General features: G+C 57.4%; 21 protein-coding genes. 9 read left to right on the forward strand and 12 right to left on the reverse strand.

Going from position 1 to position 20,017, the window contains the following annotated elements; translation table 11 throughout:
• Window positions 1–40 precede the first annotated feature (40 nt).
• Window positions 41–469: an FKBP-type peptidyl-prolyl cis-trans isomerase gene (locus AAC632_RS08010; protein ID WP_317654331.1), complete on the reverse strand. Its 429-nt coding sequence runs from the start codon at window positions 467–469 to the stop codon at window positions 41–43.
• Window positions 470–661: 192 nt separating this feature from the next.
• Here AAC632_RS08010 and AAC632_RS08015 point away from each other — a divergent pair, with 192 nt between their 5' ends.
• Together AAC632_RS08015 and AAC632_RS08020 are read left to right on the forward strand one after the other, a co-directional pair.
• Entirely contained in the window at window positions 662–1,504 is an 843-nt protein-coding gene (locus AAC632_RS08015) for an alpha/beta fold hydrolase (RefSeq protein ID WP_340297051.1), read from the forward strand.
• Window positions 1,501–2,472 (forward strand): threonine ammonia-lyase, encoded by a 972-nt coding sequence (locus AAC632_RS08020; RefSeq protein WP_340297049.1) that lies wholly within the window; start codon window positions 1,501–1,503, stop codon window positions 2,470–2,472. The genes AAC632_RS08015 and AAC632_RS08020 overlap by 4 nt, the downstream gene beginning before the upstream one ends.
• On the opposite strand, the gene AAC632_RS08025 is transcribed toward AAC632_RS08020, so the two are convergent.
• The 5 genes from AAC632_RS08025 to AAC632_RS08045 all read right to left on the reverse strand — a co-directional run bounded on the left by AAC632_RS08025 (window position 2,461) and on the right by AAC632_RS08045 (window position 6,993).
• Entirely contained in the window at window positions 2,461–3,672 is a 1,212-nt protein-coding gene (locus AAC632_RS08025; RefSeq protein ID WP_340297047.1) for a TCR/Tet family MFS transporter, read from the reverse strand. The two genes, AAC632_RS08020 and AAC632_RS08025, sit on opposite strands and share 12 nt — an antisense overlap.
• 42 nt (window positions 3,673–3,714) lie before the next feature.
• Window positions 3,715–4,530, reverse strand: coding sequence for a 3-oxoadipate enol-lactonase (gene pcaD / locus AAC632_RS08030; protein WP_340297045.1), 816 nt, complete (start codon window positions 4,528–4,530; stop codon window positions 3,715–3,717).
• The gene (locus AAC632_RS08035) at window positions 4,514–5,281 is read right to left on the reverse strand and encodes a FadR/GntR family transcriptional regulator (protein ID WP_340251753.1); all 768 of its coding nucleotides are present in this window, start codon (window positions 5,279–5,281) and stop codon (window positions 4,514–4,516) included. Before AAC632_RS08035 ends, pcaD begins: the two co-directional genes overlap by 17 nt.
• A gap of 67 nt (window positions 5,282–5,348) precedes the next feature.
• Entirely contained in the window at window positions 5,349–6,023 is a 675-nt protein-coding gene (locus AAC632_RS08040; RefSeq protein WP_340297043.1) for an OmpA family protein, read from the reverse strand.
• A gap of 124 nt (window positions 6,024–6,147) precedes the next feature.
• Window positions 6,148–6,993, reverse strand: a complete 846-nt coding sequence (locus AAC632_RS08045; protein ID WP_340297041.1) for a methylated-DNA--[protein]-cysteine S-methyltransferase — start codon at window positions 6,991–6,993, stop codon at window positions 6,148–6,150.
• A gap of 137 nt (window positions 6,994–7,130) precedes the next feature.
• Between AAC632_RS08045 and nth the strand changes: the two genes are divergently transcribed.
• Genes nth through AAC632_RS08065 form a run of 4 tightly spaced genes read left to right on the forward strand, consistent with a single transcriptional unit; the run spans window position 7,131 to window position 9,391 of the window.
• Entirely contained in the window at window positions 7,131–7,775 is a 645-nt protein-coding gene (nth, locus tag AAC632_RS08050; protein ID WP_340261472.1) for an endonuclease III, read from the forward strand.
• On the forward strand, window positions 7,772–8,767 hold the full coding sequence (locus AAC632_RS08055; RefSeq protein WP_340297039.1) for an adenosine kinase: 996 nt from the start codon (window positions 7,772–7,774) through the stop codon (window positions 8,765–8,767). The genes nth and AAC632_RS08055 overlap by 4 nt, the downstream gene beginning before the upstream one ends.
• A gap of 46 nt (window positions 8,768–8,813) precedes the next feature.
• Window positions 8,814–8,966 (forward strand): DUF5928 domain-containing protein, encoded by a 153-nt coding sequence (locus AAC632_RS08060; RefSeq protein WP_340297037.1) that lies wholly within the window; start codon window positions 8,814–8,816, stop codon window positions 8,964–8,966.
• A gap of 38 nt (window positions 8,967–9,004) precedes the next feature.
• Window positions 9,005–9,391 (forward strand): histidine triad nucleotide-binding protein, encoded by a 387-nt coding sequence (locus AAC632_RS08065; RefSeq protein ID WP_340297035.1) that lies wholly within the window; start codon window positions 9,005–9,007, stop codon window positions 9,389–9,391.
• Here AAC632_RS08065 and AAC632_RS08070 read toward each other — a convergent pair.
• The gene (locus AAC632_RS08070) at window positions 9,383–10,318 is read right to left on the reverse strand and encodes an ABC transporter ATP-binding protein (protein WP_340297034.1); all 936 of its coding nucleotides are present in this window, start codon (window positions 10,316–10,318) and stop codon (window positions 9,383–9,385) included. The two genes, AAC632_RS08065 and AAC632_RS08070, sit on opposite strands and share 9 nt — an antisense overlap.
• 129 nt (window positions 10,319–10,447) lie before the next feature.
• Between AAC632_RS08070 and AAC632_RS08075 the strand changes: the two genes are divergently transcribed.
• From AAC632_RS08075 to AAC632_RS08085, 3 genes are all read left to right on the forward strand, one after another.
• Complete coding sequence (locus AAC632_RS08075; protein ID WP_340251735.1) at window positions 10,448–10,633, forward strand: zinc-finger domain-containing protein; 186 nt, start codon at window positions 10,448–10,450, stop codon at window positions 10,631–10,633.
• Between the two features lie 81 nt (window positions 10,634–10,714).
• On the forward strand, window positions 10,715–13,528 hold the full coding sequence (gene polA / locus AAC632_RS08080; RefSeq protein WP_340297033.1) for a DNA polymerase I: 2,814 nt from the start codon (window positions 10,715–10,717) through the stop codon (window positions 13,526–13,528).
• 56 nt (window positions 13,529–13,584) lie between these two features.
• Window positions 13,585–14,121 (forward strand): pseudouridine synthase, encoded by a 537-nt coding sequence (locus AAC632_RS08085; protein WP_340297032.1) that lies wholly within the window; start codon window positions 13,585–13,587, stop codon window positions 14,119–14,121.
• Window positions 14,122–14,174: 53 nt separating this feature from the next.
• Here AAC632_RS08085 and AAC632_RS08090 read toward each other — a convergent pair whose 3' ends face one another.
• The 5 genes from AAC632_RS08090 to AAC632_RS08110 form a co-directional block, all read right to left on the reverse strand.
• Entirely contained in the window at window positions 14,175–15,461 is a 1,287-nt protein-coding gene (locus AAC632_RS08090) for a pyruvate dehydrogenase complex dihydrolipoamide acetyltransferase (RefSeq protein ID WP_340297031.1), read from the reverse strand.
• Window positions 15,462–15,474: 13 nt separating this feature from the next.
• On the reverse strand, window positions 15,475–16,839 hold the full coding sequence (locus AAC632_RS08095) for a pyruvate dehydrogenase complex E1 component subunit beta (protein WP_340297029.1): 1,365 nt from the start codon (window positions 16,837–16,839) through the stop codon (window positions 15,475–15,477).
• A gap of 21 nt (window positions 16,840–16,860) precedes the next feature.
• Window positions 16,861–17,880 (reverse strand): pyruvate dehydrogenase (acetyl-transferring) E1 component subunit alpha, encoded by a 1,020-nt coding sequence (pdhA, locus tag AAC632_RS08100; protein ID WP_340297028.1) that lies wholly within the window; start codon window positions 17,878–17,880, stop codon window positions 16,861–16,863.
• A gap of 120 nt (window positions 17,881–18,000) precedes the next feature.
• Entirely contained in the window at window positions 18,001–18,825 is an 825-nt protein-coding gene (fghA, locus tag AAC632_RS08105) for an S-formylglutathione hydrolase (protein WP_340297027.1), read from the reverse strand.
• The gene (locus AAC632_RS08110) at window positions 18,825–19,955 is read right to left on the reverse strand and encodes an S-(hydroxymethyl)glutathione dehydrogenase/class III alcohol dehydrogenase (protein ID WP_340297026.1); all 1,131 of its coding nucleotides are present in this window, start codon (window positions 19,953–19,955) and stop codon (window positions 18,825–18,827) included. Before AAC632_RS08110 ends, fghA begins: the two co-directional genes overlap by 1 nt.
• Window positions 19,956–20,017: the final 62 nt, after the last annotated feature.

The raw sequence follows: 20,017 nt of genomic DNA on the forward strand, positions 1-20,017 counted from the left end.
CTGCATCTGGGGGCGGTTTTGTTTTTCTCATCAGCCTAAATTAGGCGATTTCGACCAATTCCACGGCAAAGGTCAAATCCTTGCCTGCCAACGGGTGGTTTGCGTCTAGGGTGACTTCTTCATCTGTGACCGAGGTCACTGTGACGGGGATCGTCTGGCCGTCTGGGGTTTGCACTTGCAGGCCACCACCCACTTCAAGGGGGATTTCAGCAGGGATTTGCGCCCGTGGCACAGCCTGAACCGCCTCGGGGCGGTGGTCGCCATAGGCCTCAGCTGCGGCGATGGTCACCGATTTCTTTTCGCCTTGGCTCATGCCCGTGATGGCCGCGTCTAGACCTGCGATGATCTGACCTGAGCCAAGCGTAAAGCGCAGCGGATCGCGCCCTTCGGAACTGTCAAACTGGCTGCCATCGGCCAAGGTGCCTGTGTAATGAATGGCGACTGTATCGCCTGCTTTCGCCTGCGTCATGGCTGTCCTTTCGGATATTTTGGGGGAAATGAATGTCACGGGGCCGCATCTTTGCAGGTGCCCGTATTGGGTTCTGTCTCAACGTAGGCGTTTCTACCCCAGATTGAAACCCCGTTGGTGAATTTTGCGATTGTGCACGCGAAGGCGGCTGATACTCTGACCCCGTAGATGCGCGAGAGGGGGGGGTATCTGATGGGCGAAACGGCCTATGTGACCGCCAAAGATGGGGTGAGCCTTGCCTATGATGACACGGGCGGGGCGGGGCCTGTTCTACTCTGTCTTGCTGGGCTGACGCGCAATCGCGAAGATTTTGATTTTGTGGTGCGCGATTTTCGCGATCAGGCGCGCATCATTCGCCTTGATTTTCGGGGGCGGGGCGGGTCGGATTATGCGGATCCCGCCACCTACACCCCTTTGCAAGAGGCCGAAGATGTCGTGACCCTGCTGGATCATTTGGGGCTTGCGCAAGCGGCGATATTGGGCACCTCGCGCGGGGGGATTGTGGCGATGATCATGGGGCTTACGGCGCGCGCACGGCTCAGCGGTGTTTGCCTCAACGATATTGGCCCCGAAATTATGCCCGAAGGGTTGTCCGCGATCATGGGTTATATTGGCCGCAGACCCAAGTTTCACAGTTTGGCCGAGGCGGCGGCGGCCATGCCTGATCTGCAACCCAGTTTCCGCAATGTGCCCTCTGAAACATGGGCCGCCCATGTGGCGCGGCTGTGGCGCGAGGATGAGGCAGGACTGCATCTGCGCTATGATCCGCGCCTGCGCGAGGCGGTTGCGCCCGTCTTTGCCGCTGATGCCAAGCCCATTGATCTTTGGCCCTGTTTCGATGCTTTGGCCGCGCTGCCCCTTGCGCTGATCCGTGGGGCAGGGTCAAATATCCTATCGTGGGAGGTGGCCGAAAAAATGCGCGCCCGCAGGCCCGATATGATTTACGCTGAACTACCCGATCGCGGCCATGTTCCCTTTCTCGATGAACCCGCATCACAGGCGGTGATATCCCAATTTCTGAAAGAGATTGCATGAGCGATATCGCGCAAATCCGTGCCGCTGCTGCCCGCGCTAAGGGCCATGTGCGTCAAACCCCGCTCTTATCCGCACCCGCCCTAGATGACATTGCGGGGCGTAGGGTTTTTGCAAAGGCCGAGGTTTTGCAACTGACAGGCAGTTTTAAGTTTCGCGGGGCGTGGTCTGCCGTCTCAAATTTACCTGCAGCAGAGCGCGCCAAAGGCGTGCTTGCCTTCTCATCGGGCAATCATGCACAAGGTGTGGCCTATGCCGCCGCGCTGCATGGGGTGCAGGCCACCATCATCATGCCCGCCGATGCGCCACAGGCCAAGATCGACAATACGCGCTTTTATGGGGCCGAAGTGATCCTTTATGACCGCAAAGGGGGGGAGGATCGCAATGTGATCGGCGCGCGCCTGCAAGAAGATCGCGGCCTGCCTTTGATCAAACCCTTTGACAATGCCGATGTGATCGCGGGGCAGGGCACCTGCGGGCTTGAGATAGCCCAACAGGCGCGCGAGGCGGGTATTGAGCGAGCCGAGGTTCTGGCCTGTTGCGGTGGCGGCGGGCTTTCTGCGGGCATTGCCTTGGCGCTTGAGGCGGATGCATCACAAATGCGCCTGCGCACAGTCGAGCCTGAAGGGTTTGATGACACGGCCCGCAGTCTGGCTGCGGGCGAGATTTGTCGCAACACGGGGCCAGAAGCAGGGCTTTGTGATGCGATTGTCACCCCTGCGCCAGGGCAGTTGACCTTTCCCATCCTTAACCGCCTGGCAGGGGCGGGGATCGTGGTCAGCGATGACGAGGTGCGCGCTGCCATGCGCGCGGCCTATGCGCATTTGAAACTGGTGGTTGAGCCAGGTGGCGCGGTGGCTTTGGCCGCCGCACTCTATCATGGGGCCAAGTTGGAGGGCGACACGGCCATAGTCACCTTGTCAGGGGGCAATGTTGATCCTGATCTCTTTGCCGATATTTTACGCGGCTGAGGTCGTGATCCCGCGTCCCTTGCTGACGAAGATCACGAGGGACGCCACCATCAGCAGGCTTGACACCAAGAAGGCAGCGCCCGGCAGGTAAAGGTTGGCCCCTTCACGGGTGAACCAGAAAAAGGCTTGGGTCATGACAAGGGGCGAGATGATCATCGATAAGGCGGAGCAAGAAGCAAGCACGCCTTGCAACGCCCCTTGTTGATCTGCCCCTGCCGCGCGGGACATCAGCGCCTGCATCGCGGGGGCCACCACCGCGCCCACGGATGAGATCGGGATCAACACCCAAACCATCCACGCCTCAGGCGCAAACCCATAGCCCCACAGCGATAGAATATTCAGGATCAAGCCATATCGCACCGCGCGCGCCTCGCCCAAATAGGACAGGATCGGTCGGATCAATGCGCCCTGTGTAACGGCAATGGCCACACCATAGGCCGCCAATGAGGCCCCAATCAGGCCAGTATCCCATCCAAAGGCGGCTTGGGTGTAATAGGCCCAGATCGTGGGGTAGACGAAATTTGAAATTTGATAGGCCAACATCACGGCCAAAAGCGGGGCGAGATTTGGCAGCGCCCCAATTTCCATGATGCCGCCCAAAGGGTTGGCCCGTGCCCATTTGAAGGGGCGGCGATTTTCGGCACGTAGCGTTTCGGGTGCTACGAAAATCCCAAAGATCAGGTTTAATCCAGCCAGAAGGGCCGCCGCATAAAACGGCGCGCGCGGATCAAGCCCGCCCAAAATACCGCCCAGAACGGGGCCCAAAATAAACCCCATCCCAAACCCTGCCGAGATCAGGCCAAAATTCTGCGCTCGTTTTTCAGCGGGGGAAATATCGGCCATATAGGCAAGGGCGGTGGCGTGGGTTGCAGCGGCAATGCCTGAAATAATCCGCCCCAAAAGCAGCAACCAAATCGAATTGGCTTGCGACATGATCAGATAATCCACCGTCATCACCAAAAGCGAGATCAGCAAAATGGGGCGGCGGCCAAATCGGTCTGACAGATTGCCAATGATGGGGGAAAAGATGAATTGCATCACCGCATAAGAGGCCGACAAGATGCCGCCCCAAATTGCGGCATCAGAGAGGGTGATCCCCTGCACCTCCTCAATAAGGTCTGGCATAACAGGCAAGATCAGCCCGATACCCATGGCATCAAGCGTCACTGTGATCATGATAAAGGTAAGCGACAGGCGCATTGTCATAGACCCCTCATGCGAGGAGGAATGCGGCTTGTCAAGCTAGGTTGACAGATGGCCTGTGGCCGCGATGAAGTCTGTGATCAAGGCTGCATAATCTTCGGGCGCCTCGACAGGGGGCAAATGCCCTGCATTGCGCATCAATTCAAATCGCGCGCCGTGGATCAGATCCGCCATCTCGCGCATCAGATCGGGCGGGGTGGATCCATCTTCGGCCCCCGCAATGACAAGGGTCTGGAGGCGCAAAGCGGCGGTGGTGGTGTAAAAATCACTGCCTGATATGGCCTCGGCCCCGGCGAGATAGCCTGTTAGGGAGACATTTTTCAGGTCTTCCTCAAAGGCTGCGTGTCCCCCTTTGGCGCGAAAGGCGCGGGTGAACCAACGCTCCATCAAGGCGGGGGCTGCGGCCGCCATGCCGCCCTTGGCGATTGTGGCAATGCGGGACTGCCACATCTCGCGCGTGCCGATTTTGGTGGCTGTATTCGACAGGATAAGTGCGCGAATGAGGTCAAGCCGCTTTGCCGCCAATCCTTGCGCTACCATTCCCCCAAGAGACAGACCCAAGAACATCACCTCAGAAAGCTCCAATTCATCCAACAACGCCTCAGCATCGCGGATCAGCATCCCCATGGAATAGGGGCCGTCTGGAATATCGCTCTGGCCATGGCCGCGCATATCATAGGCGATGATCTGCAAACCTTCGGGCAAATGCGGAATCATGCCATCCCAAAGCCGCGTGCTGCACCCCAAGCCGTGACATAGCACAAGCGCGGGGGCCTGATCGCTGCCCCATCGCTCAACATGATGGCGCACCCCGTTCAGGGTCAAATCGAAGGCGGTGTTATCTTTCGCGTTCATGGTCATAGCGCAATTTGGCGATTTGTTCATTGGCTTCGGCCTTTTGTTGCCGATGCAAATCTTCTTCGACATAGGTCAGATGGTGGCGGATGGCGGACCGCGCCGCCTCGCCATCGCGGGCTTGGATCGCATCATTGATCGCGCGGTGATGATCGAGCAGTAAATCGCGCGTTGTGCGTTGCTTGAACATGACCGAGCGGTTGTAAAACACACCTTCGCGCAGCAGATCAAACATAGAGCGCATCATATGGAGCATGATGACATTGTGACTGGCTTCAATGATCGCCATATGAAATTGCGCATCAAGATCAGCCTCATCCGCAGGGTTGCGCTTGGAATGGGCAGCTTCCATTTTGCGAAATACGGTGTCGATCACCTTGAGGTCAGTGTCCGAGGCAAATTGTGCGGCGCGTTCTGCGGCTAAAGCCTCCATATCTCGGCGGAAGGCCACATAGTCAAACACCGCCTCTGGGTGGCTGCCAAACAGGCGGATCAGGGCAGGTGAGAACGCAGACCCCAAGACATCGGCGACATAAATCCCTGCGCCTGCGCGGGTTGCCAGAAGGCCGCGATCTTGCAAATCGGCAATCGCTTCGCGCAGCGAGGGGCGCGAAACCCCAAGCCGCTCTGACAATTCCCGCTCAGATGGCAGCCGTTCACCAGGGCGTAATATGCCGCGCAAGATCAGCATTTCTATCTGGCGCTGCACAGAATGCGACAGTTTTTCGGCTTCGATCCGTTGAAATGGCATCCGCGCGCCCCTCCCTGATTGGTCAATTTATATGACCAGACAGGGCGCGGGGCAAGGAATTAGCGCCTCATTGGGTGCTGGGGCGAATAAAGATTTCCACGCGGCGGTTTTGCTGCCGTCCCTCAGGGGTCAGGTTCGAGGCGACTGGTTCAGTTTCGCCACGGCCAAAACTGCGCACGCGCCAAGGGGCAACTCCCTCTTCAAGCAAGACACCCGCAACCGCGCTCGCACGGCGCGAGGACAGATCCATATTATAGCCAGACGACCCCGTATTATCGGTGTGACCGATCACATCAACAGTCGTGTCAGGATAGGTTTGAAGGTTCTGCGCCAAGGCCCGCAAATCCGATTGCAGCATGGCCCGAATGGCGGCGCTGTCCGTGTCGAACAAGATGCCCTCGGGCAAGGTGACAATCAATTCGTCACCTGTGTTCTGGATCATAATGTTTTCATTATCCATCTGCGCCCGCAGATCAGCCGCTTGGCGATCTAGCATTGACCCAATCCCTGCACCAATTGCAGCCCCCGCTGCCGCACCGATCACGGTATCGCGGCGGCTGTTTTCTCCGTCACGGGTCGCGCCAAGGAAGCCGCCCAACATCGCGCCTACAATCGCCCCGTCACGGGTACGGTTGGCGTTTGGATCAGCGGCGGTGCTTTGGACACAGCCACTCAACACAAGGGCAACCGCGCTCAATGCGCCCAGAGATTTCACGCGCAGGCCTGCAGTCTGTTGCGCCATGGAACACCTTCTTTCTTGGTTATTTGCTCGTGCGTCCATCATAGCTTTGCGCCGCAGCAAAAGAAAGCGGGCAAGCTTGCAATCGGCAAAGCCTCGCGCAGACGTGAGAGGCGCGTGAGGTTTATTATTGCGCCTCAAAAGCGGCGGTTTCCCATGCCAACATCGCGCGTTTGACGGGCAGGCCCCAATGATAGCCCCCCATCTCGCCCGATTTGCGCAAGGCGCGATGGCAGGGAATAAGCAGCGAGATGGGATTGCGCCCCACCGCCGTTCCAACCGCCCTGACTGCCTTTGGCGCGCCAATGGCCCCTGCAATTTCGGAATAGGTGGTGACATGGCCTGCAGGCACATTCATCAGCGCCTCCCAAACCTTGATCTGAAACGGGGCGCCTATTAGGTGCAAAGACGCCTCGCCCTTGGCGCTTAGGGCGGCATTGGCCCATGGGGCGATGGCCGCTTGGTCGTGCTGCAAATCGGCTTTGGGCCAACGTCTTGCCATATCCGCCAAACAGGCCGCTTCCCCCATCTCAGCGGCAAAGCCAAGCCCGCAAATCCCGCGATCTGATGCAACGATCAAAGCGGGGCCAAAGGCGCTGTCAAACCATCCGTAGCACAGGGTCAGGCCCGCGCCGCCTTTGGCATAGTCACCGGGGGCCATGGCCTCCCATCGTAGGAATAAGTCATAAAGCCTGCCCGTGCCAGAAAGCCCCGTCAGCACAGCTGTTTCAAGCGTGCTGTGGCGCGTGGTCAAAAGCGATTTCGCATGGCCAAGCGTCAGGAATTGCGCATAGCGCTTGGGTGAGATGCCCGCATAGCGCGAAAAGACCCGCTGCAAATGCGCAGGGCTTAGCCCGATTTTAGCGGCCAGATGGTCAAGGTTACTGGCCACAGCAGGGTTTTCATCAATCAGGGCGATGGCGCGGGCAATGACGCCATAGTGATACTCGGTTTCACTGTCGGTGGTCTTCATCGCGCGGCTTCGTCCCTATTTGCTCTGATGTGCCTACACTAAACCTACGCGAGGCTTTGGTGCCGCGCGACCCGAAACTTGCGCAAAAGCCCTTCAACAGGGCTTGCGCCCGCGCGCGCCAATCGCCACAAGAGGCCATGGCACGCCAATTGGATTACAGCACCCTTGTCGAAATCTTTTCCCGCTTTGAGGCGGCTGAACCCGAACCCAAGGGCGAGCTTCACCATGTCAATGTCTACACGCTTTTAGTGGCTGTTGCCCTTTCCGCACAGGCCACAGATGCGGGCGTGAACCGCGCCACTGCAAAGCTCTTTCAGATAGCGGATACGCCGCAGAAAATGCTGGAGCTGGGCGAAGCGGGGCTGATTGAACATATCAAGACCATCGGGCTTTATCGCAACAAGGCCAAGAATGTGATCAAAATGGCGCAAATCTTGGTGGAAGAATATGATGGTGTCGTGCCTGCCTCGCGCGCCGCGCTTCAGGCGTTGCCAGGGGTAGGGCGCAAAACCGCGAATGTGGTCTTGAACATGTGGTGGCGGCAGCCCGCGCAGGCGGTGGATACGCATATTTTCCGCGTGGGCAATCGAACGGGCATTGCCGTTGGCAAATCAGTCGATGCGGTTGAGCGCGCGATTGAGGATCATGTCCCCGCCCCATACCAACTGCACGCCCATCACTGGCTGATCTTGCATGGTCGCTATATCTGCGTGGCGCGCAAACCCAAATGCGGGGCGTGCCCGATCAAAGACTTGTGTCAATTCGAGGAAAAAACCCAATGAGCAATACCTATGATCTGGTCGGCATCGGGAATGCCATTGTTGATGTGATCGCACATGGCAATGACGCGTTTTTGGCTGACATGGGAATTGACAAGGGCATCATGCAATTGATCGACAAGGATCGCGCCGAGACGCTTTATGCCGCGATGACGGATCGTGTGCAGACCGCTGGCGGATCGGTGGCCAATACAATCGCAGGTGCGGCCAGTTTGGGGCTGAAAACCGCGTTTTTGGGTAAGGTCAAAGACGATGAGTTGGGCCGATTTTACGCCGATGGCATGCGTGCCGATGGCAGCGATTTTCCCAACCCGCCCGTGGCAGACATGGATTTGCCCCCCACATCGCGCTCGATGATTTTTGTCTCATCAGATGGTGAGCGCTCGATGAATACATATCTTGGGGCAGGCGCTGATTTTAACGAGGCGGATGTGGATGTCGACACTGCCAAAGCCGCGCGCTGGATGTTTTTGGAGGGCTATCTCTATGACAAACCCGAAGGCAAGTCCGCCTTTACCCTTGCAGGTCAGGCCTGCCGCGCGGGCGGGGGCAAAGTGGGGATCACCCTGTCTGATCCGTTTTGTGTGGACAGGCACCGCGATGATTTTCGCAACCTGATTGCGCAAGGTATGGATTTCACCATTGGCAACCATGAAGAATGGCTGTCGCTCTATCAGACCAGCGATCTGGACGCGGCCTTGGCCGAGGCCGCGGGGGCGTGTGGGCTGATTGTCTGCACCCATTCGGGCGAGGCGGTGAAGATCATCCACCAAGGCACGCGTTGCGAGGTTGCTGTAACCCCCGTCACCCCTGTGGATGCAACAGGAGCGGGCGACCAATTCGCCGCGGGGTTCTTGGGCGGGATGGCGATGGATGTTGGCATTGCGCGCGCAGGCGAGATGGGTGTGGCTGCGGCGGCAGAGGTGATCGCCCAAATCGGCCCGCGCCCCAAGCGCAGCCTGCGTGCGGTATTCGCCGATCAAAACTTGATCTGATCAATCGCCCAGTTTGGCCTGCACCTCGTCTAGATCAATCTCGCAAATGGGCATCTTATTGGCAGGGTTTGATCCGCATTACATCATCCGTCAATCACGCAATAGCGATGAGAACTTGCAGGCGCTTGCGCAATTCTTCACCATATCGCAGGAACAGGCGCAGGGGCTGTTGAACACGCCGCATTTGTTTGACGACTAACCCCTGCCAAAGCCAAAGCCAAAAGGGGGCCGCAAAATATGCCGCATGAGTACGATCCGCAGAATATCTTTGCCAAAATCCTGCGCGGGGAGATTCCAAACAACACGGTCGCTGAGACTGATCATTGTTTGGCCTTTCACGATATCGGGCCACAGGCGCCGACCCATATTCTGGTGATCCCCAAAGGGGCCTATGTGACCTATGATGATTTTGCACAAAACGCGTCAGACGCGGAAATCTTGGATTTTGTGCGCCTAACGGGGCGGCTGTGCAAAGAGCTTGGCCTGTCCTTCGCTGAAGGCGGGCAGGGCTATCGCGTCATCTCCAACGCGGGCGATCATGGTGGACAAGAAGTGCCGCATTATCACCTGCATCTTTTGGGTGGGGCGGCTTTGGGGCCCTTATTGGCGAAGCGCTCAGGCTGATTGCGTGAGCGAGACAAAGACATCCTGCAAATCGGGTTCTTGGGTTTTCACGTCACGAATGCCCACGCCCGCAACCCGCAGACTGTCTAAAATCGCCGCAGGGCTAGTTTTGGCGCGGCTATAGCTAAAGACCAATGCACCATCGCTGCGCCGCTCAAGGGTTACGCCTTGCGGGGCGGTGACAGCATCGCTTGGCCCTTCTGGCAAGATCACAAGGCTTTTTTGATCCATCTGCGCCAGTAAGTTTTCGGTGCGGTCGCGCGCGATCACCGCGCCGTGGTTGATGATGGCGATTTCATCGCACATCTCCTCAGCTTCTTCGAGGTAATGGGTGGTCAGAATGATGGTCATGCCGCGCTCTTCATTCAGGCGACGCACATTGGCCCATAACATTTGACGTAATTCAATATCGACCCCTGCGGTTGGTTCATCCAAAACCAGCACATGGGGGTTGTGTATCAATGCCTTGCCAAGGAGCAATCTGCGCCGCATCCCGCCAGAGAGGGTGCGGGCATAGGCTTCGGCCTTATCCTCAAGCCCAATGAGGCACAAAACCCCCTCAACATCGCGTTGCGATTTTGGCATTCCATACAAGCCTGCCTGCACATCCAATGCCGCGCGGGGGGTGAAAAACGGGTCGATGTTCAATTCTTGGGGCATCACCCCGATAGAGGCGCGCGATTGGCGGGGGTTTTTGTCCTGATCAAACCCCCAAATTGTCACTTGGCCTGAGGTCTTGGTTACAAGCCCCGCCAGAATGTTTATCATCGTGGATTTGCCCGCGCCATTTGGCCCCAAAAGCCCAAAAATAGACCCGCGTGGAATGTTGAGATCAACGCCCTTCAGCGCCTCTTTGGCAGGGCTGCGCGCAGTGGCCGCGTAGGTCTTACGCAAATTGCGCAACTCGATGGCGTTTTCGCTTGGCATTGTCCTGTCTCCTCTTGCCCGATGGGAGGCAAACTGCGATATGAGGCAGGTGTAAGCGTATGCTACGGCTAGGGCAAGCAGCCCGCGTGCGCACCGCGCGCAGACAGACAGGACAGGAGGAACGGCTCAATGACCATGGACGCCCCAGAAACCGAGATTGTCAGCCAATGGCGTGTGGCCTGCGATGGCGGGCAGGGCGCCTTGGGTCATCCACGGGTGTGGCTGTCCATTCCGCATGAAACGGGCCGTGTCGAATGTGGCTATTGCGACAAAATGTTCATTCACGAAAGCGCCGCCAAAAAGGCCAAGTCCTAAGCACCGCTTTCGGGTCGCATCCGCTCTGATGCTGCGCTAGAACAGGGGAAGCAAGACCCCAGAAACAAGCGCGGTGTGAATATGAGCGGATTTAGCAAAGGGTGCCACCTTCATCTCGTTGATGGCTCGGCCTTTATTTTTCGGGCCTATCATGCGCTGCCGCCGCTGACGCGCAAATCCGATGGCCTGCCCATTGGGGCGGTGGCGGGCTTTTGCAATATGCTTTTGAAAATGATTGTCGAGAATGGCGGCTCTGACGGGCCGACCCATGCGGCGGTGGTGTTTGACAAAGGCAGCCACACGTTCCGCAATGATCTATACGATCTCTACAAAGCCAATCGTGATGCCATGCCCGAGGATTTGCGCCCGCAAATGCCGCTGACCCGCGAAGCCACGCGGGCCTTTAACCTCGCCTGTCTGGAGTTGGAGGGATACGAGGCGGATGACATCATCGCCACCCTTGCGCGGCAAGCGCGCGAGGCAGGGGGGCGCTGCACCATTATCTCATCGGATAAAGACCTGATGCAGCTTGTCGGCGGTGGGGTCGAGATGTTCGATGCGATGAAAAATGCGCGCATTGATGCTGACGGTGTTTTTGCAAAATTTGGGGTCGGGCCTGAGCGGGTGATTGATGTGCAATCCTTGGCGGGGGATAGTGTTGACAATATTCCCGGGGCGCCTGGCATCGGGATAAAAACAGCCGCGCTTTTGATCAATGAATATGGTGATTTGGACACGCTTCTGGCGCGGGCCGAGGAAATCAAACAGCCCAAGCGGCGCGAGGCGCTGATTGAATTTGCCGATCAAATTCGATTGTCGCGGCAATTGGTCAGTCTCGATGATCAAGTGCCGCTTGAGATCAACCTTGACAATTTAGAGGTTAAAGACCCCGAACCAGAGACGCTGATGCAATTTCTGGCCGCGATGGAGTTTCGCAGCCTGACCAAGCGTGTCGCGGATCATTTGGGGGTTGAGGCCCCTGAAATTCAGGCGAGCGCCGCGGCCCCTGCGCCTGCGGGCGGGGCGGCCCCTGCCACACCAGAATTCCCTGCCTTTGATCATGGCCAGTATGAGACAATCATAACGCTTGAGGCCCTTACCCCGTGGCTTGAGGCGGCGCGCGCGCAAGGGTTCATTGCGATTGATACCGAGACAACCGCCCTAGATGAGATGCGCGCCGAACTGGTTGGCGTGTCCTTGGCCACCAAGGCAGGGCACGCCTGTTATATCCCGCTGCAACACCGCGCGGGCGGGGATGATCTCTTTGGCAGCGCCGCATTGGTCGAGGGGCAAATGCCGCTTGCCACAGCCCTAGATGCATTGCGTCCCGTGTTCGAGGATGAGGCCATCGTCAAAATCGGGCAAAATATGAAATATGACGCGAAAATCTTGGCCCGATACGGGATCAAGGTCGCGCCAATTGATGACACGATGTTGATGTCTTATGCGCTGCATGGCGGGTTGCACGGGCATGGGATGGATGCGCTCTCTGCACGCTATCTCGATCATGAACCGATCCCGATTAAAACCCTGCTTGGGGCGGGCAAGGCCGCAATCACCTTTGACTTGGTTAAGATTGAGGATGCAGCCCCCTATGCGGCGGAGGATGCTGATATCACCTTGCGCCTGTGGCAGGTGTTCAAGCCTCAGTTGCATCAGGTGCAGGTGACACGGGTTTATGAAACGCTAGAACGCCCACTTGTGCCCGTTTTGGCGCGTATGGAAATGGCAGGGGTCTGCGTTGACCGCGATGTGCTGAGCCGTATGTCAAACGCTTTTGCGCATAAAATGGCGGCGCTCGAGGCCGAAGCGCATGAGTTGGCGGGCGAGGCGTTTAATCTGGCGAGCCCCAAACAGCTTGGTGAAATCTTGTTCGACAAGATGGGCCTTGAAGGTGGCAAAAAGGGTAAGACGGGGGCTTATTCCACGGGGGCGGATATCCTCGAGGATCTCGCCGCCGCAGGTCACGAATTGCCTGCGCGCCTGTTGGATTGGCGCCAGATTGCCAAGCTGAAATCGACCTACACCGATGCGTTGCAAGATCATATCAACCCTGAGACGTGCCGCGTGCATACATCCTACGTCATTGCGGGCGCGAATACAGGCCGTCTGGCCTCAACCGATCCGAACCTGCAAAATATTCCCATCCGCAGCGAAGAAGGTCGCCGCATCCGCGAGGCCTTTGTGGCCCCTCAGGGGCGCGTTTTGGTCAGTTTGGATTATAGCCAAATCGAATTGCGCATTTTGGCCGAGATTGCAGGGATTGATGCATTGAAACAGGCCTTCCGCGAAGGGCAAGACATTCACGCCGCAACCGCATCTGAAATGTTCGGCATCCCACTGGATCAAATGACCTCGGACATTCGCCGTCAGGCCAAGGCAATCAATTTTGGGGTCATTTATGGCATTTCTGGCTTTGGTCTTGCGCGCAATTTGCGGATACCACGCGCTGAGGCGCAAGGGTTTATCGACCGCTATTTTGAGCGTTTCCCTGGCATCCGTGACTATATGACCGCGACCAAGGAATTCGCCAAATCGCACCGCTATGTGCAGACCTTGTTTGGCCGCAAAATTCATACACCTGATATCGAGGCGAAAGGCCCCGCCGCAGGCTTTGCGCAGCGCGCGGCCATCAACGCGCCCATCCAAGGCACCGCGGCCGATATCATCCGCCGCGCGATGATCCGCATGGATCAGGCAATTGCAGATTTGCCTGCAACCATGTTGTTGCAGGTGCATGATGAATTGGTCTTTGAGGTGGATGAGGGCGCGGTGGGCGTCCTGATTGCCCGCGCCCGCGATGTTATGGAAAGCGCGGCAAGCCCTGTTTTGCATCTATCTGTGCCGTTGGTCGTGGATGCAGGTCAGGGTAAAAATTGGGCCGAGGCGCATTGAGGGGGCGCACAAATCGGCCGCGCCCCCGCAAGACGCTTGAGGGGCCAAGGCGGCTTGTGGCTTTTAACAAGCCTATGGATGTCCTAAGCCAATTTTCGCCCGATGGTCATTGGCGGGGGCTTTCGGATTATTTGGATCTGCCTGGCCTTTATCCTGCGGGGCGGTTGGATCGCGACAGCGAAGGGCTGCTGCTGCTGACCAATGATGGCCGACTGCAAGCGCAGATCACAAGCCCTGCCGCCAAATTGCCGAAGACCTATTATGCGATGGTAGAGGGCGCGCCAAACCCCGATGCCGTTGCCGCATTGCGCGCAGGGATTACGCTAAAAGACGGGCCAACACGCCCTGCCGAGGTTGCGCAGGTGGCCGAGCCTGACTGGCTCTGGCCGCGTGTGCCGCCTGTGCGTTATCGTCAAACTGTTCCAGATCATTGGCTGCGCCTCACCATTACTGAGGGACGCAACCGCCAAGTGCGGCGGATGTGCGCCCATGTGGGGTTGCCTGTTTTGCGGCTTGTTCGATGGCAAATCGGGGATTGGGTTTTGGGTGACCTGCCCCCTGCCGCATGGCGCGAGATTACTTTGCCCAAATAAAAAGGCGCGCAAGGCTTTCTCCCTGCGCGCCCTTATCCGAATGTTGCGGGCTGTTAGGCCAGCATCGCCATTGGGTTTTCCAGATTGCGCACAATGGAGGCCAGTAATTCTGCCCCAAGTGCGCCATCAATCGCGCGGTGATCCACGGAAAGCGTGACCGACATCACAGTCGCCACTTGCACCGCGCCATCCTCGCTGACGACAGGCTTTTTCACCCCTGCACCAACCGCCAAGATTGCGCCATGGGGTGGGTTGATAACGGCATCGAAATTATCGACCCCGAACATACCCAAATTGGAAATTGCGAAACTGCCGCCCTGATATTCATGCGGGGCGAGTTTCTTAGACCGCGCGCGTGCGGCCAGATCCTTCATCTCAGCCGACAAGCGCGACAGGGATTTTTGATCCGCATCTTTGAGGACAGGCGTGAACAGCCCACCTTCAATTGCCACGGCCACCGCAACATCAGACGGTTTCAGCTTGAGGATACGATCCCCCGCCCAAACCGCATTGGCATCTGGCACTTCCTGCAGGGCAAGGGCGCAGGCCTTGATGATGAAATCATTGACCGAAAGCTTGACATCCCGCGCCGCCAATTGCGCGTTCAGCTGGCCGCGGAAGGCAAGTAAATTGTCGATCCGAATGTCGCGGCGCAGATAGAAATGCGGGATGGTTTGCTTGGCTTCTGTGAGGCGGGCGGCAACAGTTTTGCGCATCCCATCCAAAGCCACTTCTTCATAATCGCGGCCTTCGTAGATTTTCTTGATCTGATCTGCACCGGGCGAGGCGGGCAGAGCGGGCGCGCTTTGCGCAGGTGCCGCTGTCGCCGCAGGGGCAGATGCAACCGCCTTGCCGCTTTCGACATCGGCCTTCACGATCCGCCCATGTGGACCTGTGCCCTTCACTTTGGTCAGGTCGATGCCCTTTTCCGCCGCAATCCGCCGCGCAAGCGGTGAGGCAAAAACCCGTGCGCCCTCCGCCTTGGGGGCCGCAGGTGCAGGGGTGGGGGTTGCAGGTGTGGCTGGGGCTGCTTGGGCTGCGGGTGCAGATGCCGCAGAGGCAGGGGCCGCTGCGGCGGGTGCCGCGCTCATATCCTCGCCCGCCTCACCAATAATGGCGATGACGGTGTTGACCTTCACCCCTTCGGTGCCCTCAGCCACAAGGATTTTGCCAATCACGCCTTCATCCACGGCCTCGAATTCCATCGTGGCCTTGTCGGTTTCAATCTCGGCCAAGAGGTCGCCTGCTTGCACAGTGTCACCCTCTTTGACCAACCATTTCGCCAATGTACCCTCTTCCATTGTGGGCGACAGGGCAGGCATTAGAATTTCGGTTGCCATAATCAGCCCCTCCTTAGCGATAGGTTACGGATTTGACCGCTGCGACCACTTCATCGGTGGTGACAAGGGCCACTTTCTCAAGGTTCGCCGCATAGGGCATTGGCACATCTTTGCCCGTGCAATTGATCACAGGCGCATCGAGATAATCAAACGCGTTCTGCATCAGATATGCCGAGATGTGATTGCCGATGGAGGCCACAGGGAAACCTTCTTCGATCGTCACGCAGCGGTTGGTTTTTTGGACGGAGGCCAAAACCGTGCCGTAATCCAAGGGGCGCAATGTGCGCAGGTCGATCACCTCAGCAGAAATGCCTTCGGCGGCCAGACGTTCGGCGGCCTCCATGGCGTATGTCATGCCGATCCCGAAGGACACGAGGGTCACATCATCCCCTGCACGGGCAATTTTTGCCTTGCCAAACGGAATGGTGAAATCGGGCAGATCTGGCACCTCAAAGGTTTTGCCGTAGAGAATTTCATTCTCAAGGAAGATCACGGGGTTCGGATCTCGGATGGCCTGTTTCAAAAGGCCCTTGGCATCTGCGGCGGTATAAGGCTGCACCACCTTCAGGCCTGGAATATGCGCATACCATGCGGCGTAATCTTGGCTGTGCTGTGCGCCCACGCGGGCGGCGGCGCCGTTCGGGCCACGGAACACGATAGGACAGCCCATCTGACCGCCTGACATATAAAGCGTCTTTGCCGCCGAGTTGATGATCTGGTCAATCGCCTGCATGGCAAAGTTAAAGGTCATGAATTCCACGATTGGGTTCAGCCCGCCAAAGGCCGCACCAACCGCGATCCCTGCAAAGCCATGCTCGGTAATGGGGGTGTCGATCACGCGCTTTGCGCCGAACTCATCCAACAAACCTTGGCTGATCTTATAGGCACCTTGATATTCACCGACCTCTTCGCCCATCAAGAACACATTGTCATTGCCGCGCATTTCTTCGGCCATGGCATCGCGCAACGCTTCGCGCACGGTTTGCGTTTTCATCGGCGTGCCTTCGGGCCAATCGGGGCTTTGATCTGCCACGGGCGCCGCAGGGGCCGCAGCCACAGGTGCGGCAGGTGCCACTTCTGCAACGGGGGCCGCATGGGCGGGGGAGGCTGCCGCAGGGGTCGCGCTCATATCTTCGCCCGCTTCGCCGATGATGGCGATGGCGGTGTTCACCTTCACCCCTTCGGTGCCCTCAGCCACAAGGATCTTGCCGATCACGCCTTCATCGACCGCCTCGAATTCCATCGTGGCCTTGTCGGTTTCAATCTCGGCGAGAATATCACCCGCTTGCACGGTGTCGCCTTCCTTAATCAGCCATTTGGCCAAAGTGCCTTCTTCCATCGTTGGCGAAAGGGCGGGCATCAAAATTTCGGTTGCCATTGGTTTATCCTCTCCTTCCGCTCACGCGTCCGCGTAAATATCTGTCCACAATTCATCCAAAGGTGGCTCAGGGCTTTCTTTGGAGAATTCGGCGGCCTCATTCACGATGTCTTTGATTTCTTTATCAATCGCCTTGAGGTCGTCCTCAGAGGCGTGACCGCCCGTCAGCAACAATTGGCGAACATGTTCAATCGCATCGCGCTTTTCGCGCATTTCCTGCACTTCTTCGCGGGTGCGATATTTCGCAGGGTCAGACATCGAATGTCCGCGATAGCGATAGGTTTTGACCTCAAGAATGTAAGGGCCTTTGCCAGCGCGGCAGTAGGCAACGGCGCGTTGCCCCGCATCTTTGACCGCCAGAACATCCATCCCGTCAACCTCTTCGCCCGCGATCCCATAGGCCGCGCCGCGCTCCCATAGGCTTGGGGATTTTGTTGAGCGCTGCACTGAGGTGCCCATCGCGTATTGGTTGTTCTCAATCACAAAAACAACAGGCAGCGACCACAGCTCGGCCATGTTATAAGTCTCGTAGACCTGACCTTGGTTGGCTGCACCATCGCCGAAATAGGCAAAGGTGACGCGATCATTGCCGCGATATTTGTCCGAGAAGGCCAGACCCGCACCCAATGGCACTTGCGCGCCCACGATGCCGTGGCCGCCGTAGAAATGTTTCTCTTTCGAGAACATATGCATCGAGCCGCCCTTGCCCTTGGAATAGCCCCCGATGCGGCCCGTCAATTCGGCCATAACACCCTTGGCATCCATCCCGCAGGCCAGCATATGGCCATGGTCGCGATAGGAGGTGATCCGCTTGTCGCCTTCGCTGGCCGCGGCCTCTAGGCCGACAACAACCGCCTCTTGCCCAATATAGAGATGGCAAAAACCACCGATCAAACCCATGCCGTAAAGCTGACCTGCTTTTTCTTCGAATCTGCGGATCAGCAACATTTCGCGATAGAATTTTTTCAATTCATCAGGCGAAACATTTGATTTCGCTTTGGTTTTTCCGCTCGATGCGGGGGTCGATCGTTTCGCGGCCATATCCTTGGGCCCTCCCATTCGAAAGAATAGTTTAACGTTGAACTATTCTTTATCACAAAAGTCAGGGGAAAGGGTAGGGGGAATTCAGCCTAAGGGTTTTTGCGCAAATTTCTGCTATTTTTACAGCCGTTCAGCATGCCAACGAATGTGATCTTCGATCACGGAGGCCACAAAGAAATAGCTGTGATCATAGCCCTCATGCATCCGCATCACATGGGGCTGTGCGCGTTCTGTCATGGCGTGGGCCAAACTGGCAGGGCGTAGTAGCTCAAGGAATTGATCTGCGCCGCCTTGGTCAATCAAGATGTCACTTGGATAGCCCTGTGTAGCCAACAAAAGACTTGCGTCATGCGCGGCCCATTGGCCCTGATCTGGCCCCAAATAGGCGGCAAGCTGCTTTTTCCCCCAATCTGATTGGGTCGGGTTGGCGATTGGTGCAAGGGCAGAAAGGCTTTTGAACCGATCAGGGTAGGTCATGGCAAGCGTCAGCGCCCCATGCCCGCCCATTGAATGGCCCGTGATGCCTGCGCGGGTGCCGTCAATGGGGAATTCCGCATCAATCAAGGCCGGCAATTCTTCTGCGATGTAATCCGACATCTTAAAATGTGCAGCCCAAGGGGCTTCGGTCGCATTGACATAGAACCCTGCGCCTTGGCCCAGATCATAGGCCTCGTCATTGGCAACGCCTTCGCCACGCGGGCTCGTGTCGGGAAAGACCACGGCAATGCCATACTCTGCCGCCCATGCTTGGGCGCCCGCTTTGGTCATGGCATTCTCATGCGTGCAGGTCAGACCTGACAAATAATACAACACGGGTACAGGCCCGTCTTCTGCCTGTGGTGGCAGATAAACGGCAAAGGTCATTCCGCAGTTGCACGCATCTGAGAGATGTTTGGCGACAATTTGCTTGCCGCCAAATGCACGATTCTCGCTGATCACCTGCATCAGAATTCCACCACCGCGCGGATGGATTTGCCCGCATGCATCAAATCAAATCCCTCATTGATTTGATCTAGTGTCAATTTATGGGTGATCATCGGATCAATTTCGATCTTACCATCCATATACCAATCGACAAATTTTGGCACATCGCTGCGCCCTTTCGCGCCGCCAAAGGCCGTGCCTTTCCAGACGCGCCCTGTCACAAGTTGGAAGGGCCGCGTGCTGATCTCGGTCCCTGCGGGGGCAACGCCGATGATGACGGAAACACCCCACCCGCGGTGGCTGCATTCTAATGCATCGCGCATCACTTTGACATTGCCTGTAGCGTCAAAGGAATAATCCACGCCACCGATCTGGTCATCGCCGCGCTTGGTGAGGTTTACAATCTCCTGCACAACGCTGCCTTCGATTTTTGACGGGTTGATGAAATGGGTCATGCCGAATTTGCGCGCCATCTCCTCTTTGCCATCATTGAGATCAACGCCGATGATCATATCTGCACCCGCCATGCGCAGGCCTTGAATGACGTTCAAGCCGATGCCGCCAAGGCCAAACACGGCGGCGGTTGACCCGATCTCGACCCCTGCGGTGTTGATCACCGCGCCAATACCCGTGGTCACGCCGCAGCCAATATAGCAGATTTTGTCAAACGGCGCGTCATCGCGCACTTTGGCCAAGGCGATCTCGGGCAGCACTGTGTGATTGGCGAAGGTTGAGCAGCCCATATAGTGATAAATCGGCGTGCCATCGAGCATCTTAAACCGTGTTGTGCCATCAGGCATCAGCCCTTGACCTTGGGTGTTGCGAATGGCGGTGCAAAGGTTGGTCTTGCCTGAGCGGCAGGATGCACATTGCCGACATTCAGGCGTATAGAGGGGGATCACATGATCACCAGGTTTCAGGGTGGTCACGCCTTTGCCCACCTCAACCACAATGCCTGCACCTTCATGGCCAAGAATAGCAGGGAAAATCCCCTCAGGGTCCGCGCCCGAGCGGGTAAATTCATCCGTATGGCAAATGCCTGTGGCTTTTATTTCCACCAAGACCTCGCCCGCCTTCGGGCCGTCCAATTCGACCTCCATCACGGTCAATGGTTCGCCCGCTTTTAGGGCTACGGCTGCTTTGGTGCGCATGGTGATCTCCCCTATTTTTATCCGATCTCGCCATAGTGTTAAGAAGCCCATCCCATAGGGGC

This window comes from Roseobacter sp. HKCC-CH-9351, assembly GCF_037830295.1.
Classification (GTDB): domain Bacteria; phylum Pseudomonadota; class Alphaproteobacteria; order Rhodobacterales; family Rhodobacteraceae; genus M30B80.

Excerpts from the sequence above, each read along its gene's own strand:
- AAC632_RS08110 (WP_340297026.1), bottom strand. The coding sequence starts at position 19,955 with ATGCGCACCAAAGCAGCCGTAGCCCTAAAAGCGGGCGAACCATTGACC.
- fghA (WP_340297027.1), bottom strand. The coding sequence starts at position 18,825 with ATGCAGGTGATCAGCGAGAATCGTGCATTTGGCGGCAAGCAAATTGTC.
- AAC632_RS08025 (WP_340297047.1), bottom strand. The coding sequence starts at position 3,672 with ATGCGCCTGTCGCTTACCTTTATCATGATCACAGTGACGCTTGATGCC.
- AAC632_RS08035 (WP_340251753.1), bottom strand. The coding sequence starts at position 5,281 with ATGCCATTTCAACGGATCGAAGCCGAAAAACTGTCGCATTCTGTGCAG.
- pdhA (WP_340297028.1), bottom strand. The coding sequence starts at position 17,880 with ATGGCCGCGAAACGATCGACCCCCGCATCGAGCGGAAAAACCAAAGCG.
- pcaD (WP_340297045.1), bottom strand. The coding sequence starts at position 4,530 with ATGAACGCGAAAGATAACACCGCCTTCGATTTGACCCTGAACGGGGTG.
- AAC632_RS08055 (WP_340297039.1), top strand. The coding sequence starts at position 7,772 with ATGAGCAATACCTATGATCTGGTCGGCATCGGGAATGCCATTGTTGAT.
- AAC632_RS08075 (WP_340251735.1), top strand. The coding sequence starts at position 10,448 with ATGACCATGGACGCCCCAGAAACCGAGATTGTCAGCCAATGGCGTGTG.
- AAC632_RS08095 (WP_340297029.1), bottom strand. The coding sequence starts at position 16,839 with ATGGCAACCGAAATTTTGATGCCCGCCCTTTCGCCAACGATGGAAGAA.
- AAC632_RS08070 (WP_340297034.1), bottom strand. The coding sequence starts at position 10,318 with ATGCCAAGCGAAAACGCCATCGAGTTGCGCAATTTGCGTAAGACCTAC.
- AAC632_RS08015 (WP_340297051.1), top strand. The coding sequence starts at position 662 with ATGGGCGAAACGGCCTATGTGACCGCCAAAGATGGGGTGAGCCTTGCC.
- AAC632_RS08090 (WP_340297031.1), bottom strand. The coding sequence starts at position 15,461 with ATGGCAACCGAAATTCTAATGCCTGCCCTGTCGCCCACAATGGAAGAG.
- AAC632_RS08020 (WP_340297049.1), top strand. The coding sequence starts at position 1,501 with ATGAGCGATATCGCGCAAATCCGTGCCGCTGCTGCCCGCGCTAAGGGC.
- AAC632_RS08040 (WP_340297043.1), bottom strand. The coding sequence starts at position 6,023 with ATGGCGCAACAGACTGCAGGCCTGCGCGTGAAATCTCTGGGCGCATTG.
- AAC632_RS08065 (WP_340297035.1), top strand. The coding sequence starts at position 9,005 with ATGCCGCATGAGTACGATCCGCAGAATATCTTTGCCAAAATCCTGCGC.
- AAC632_RS08045 (WP_340297041.1), bottom strand. The coding sequence starts at position 6,993 with ATGAAGACCACCGACAGTGAAACCGAGTATCACTATGGCGTCATTGCC.
- AAC632_RS08010 (WP_317654331.1), bottom strand. The coding sequence starts at position 469 with ATGACGCAGGCGAAAGCAGGCGATACAGTCGCCATTCATTACACAGGC.
- AAC632_RS08060 (WP_340297037.1), top strand. The coding sequence starts at position 8,814 with ATGGGCATCTTATTGGCAGGGTTTGATCCGCATTACATCATCCGTCAA.
- nth (WP_340261472.1), top strand. The coding sequence starts at position 7,131 with ATGGCACGCCAATTGGATTACAGCACCCTTGTCGAAATCTTTTCCCGC.
- polA (WP_340297033.1), top strand. The coding sequence starts at position 10,715 with ATGAGCGGATTTAGCAAAGGGTGCCACCTTCATCTCGTTGATGGCTCG.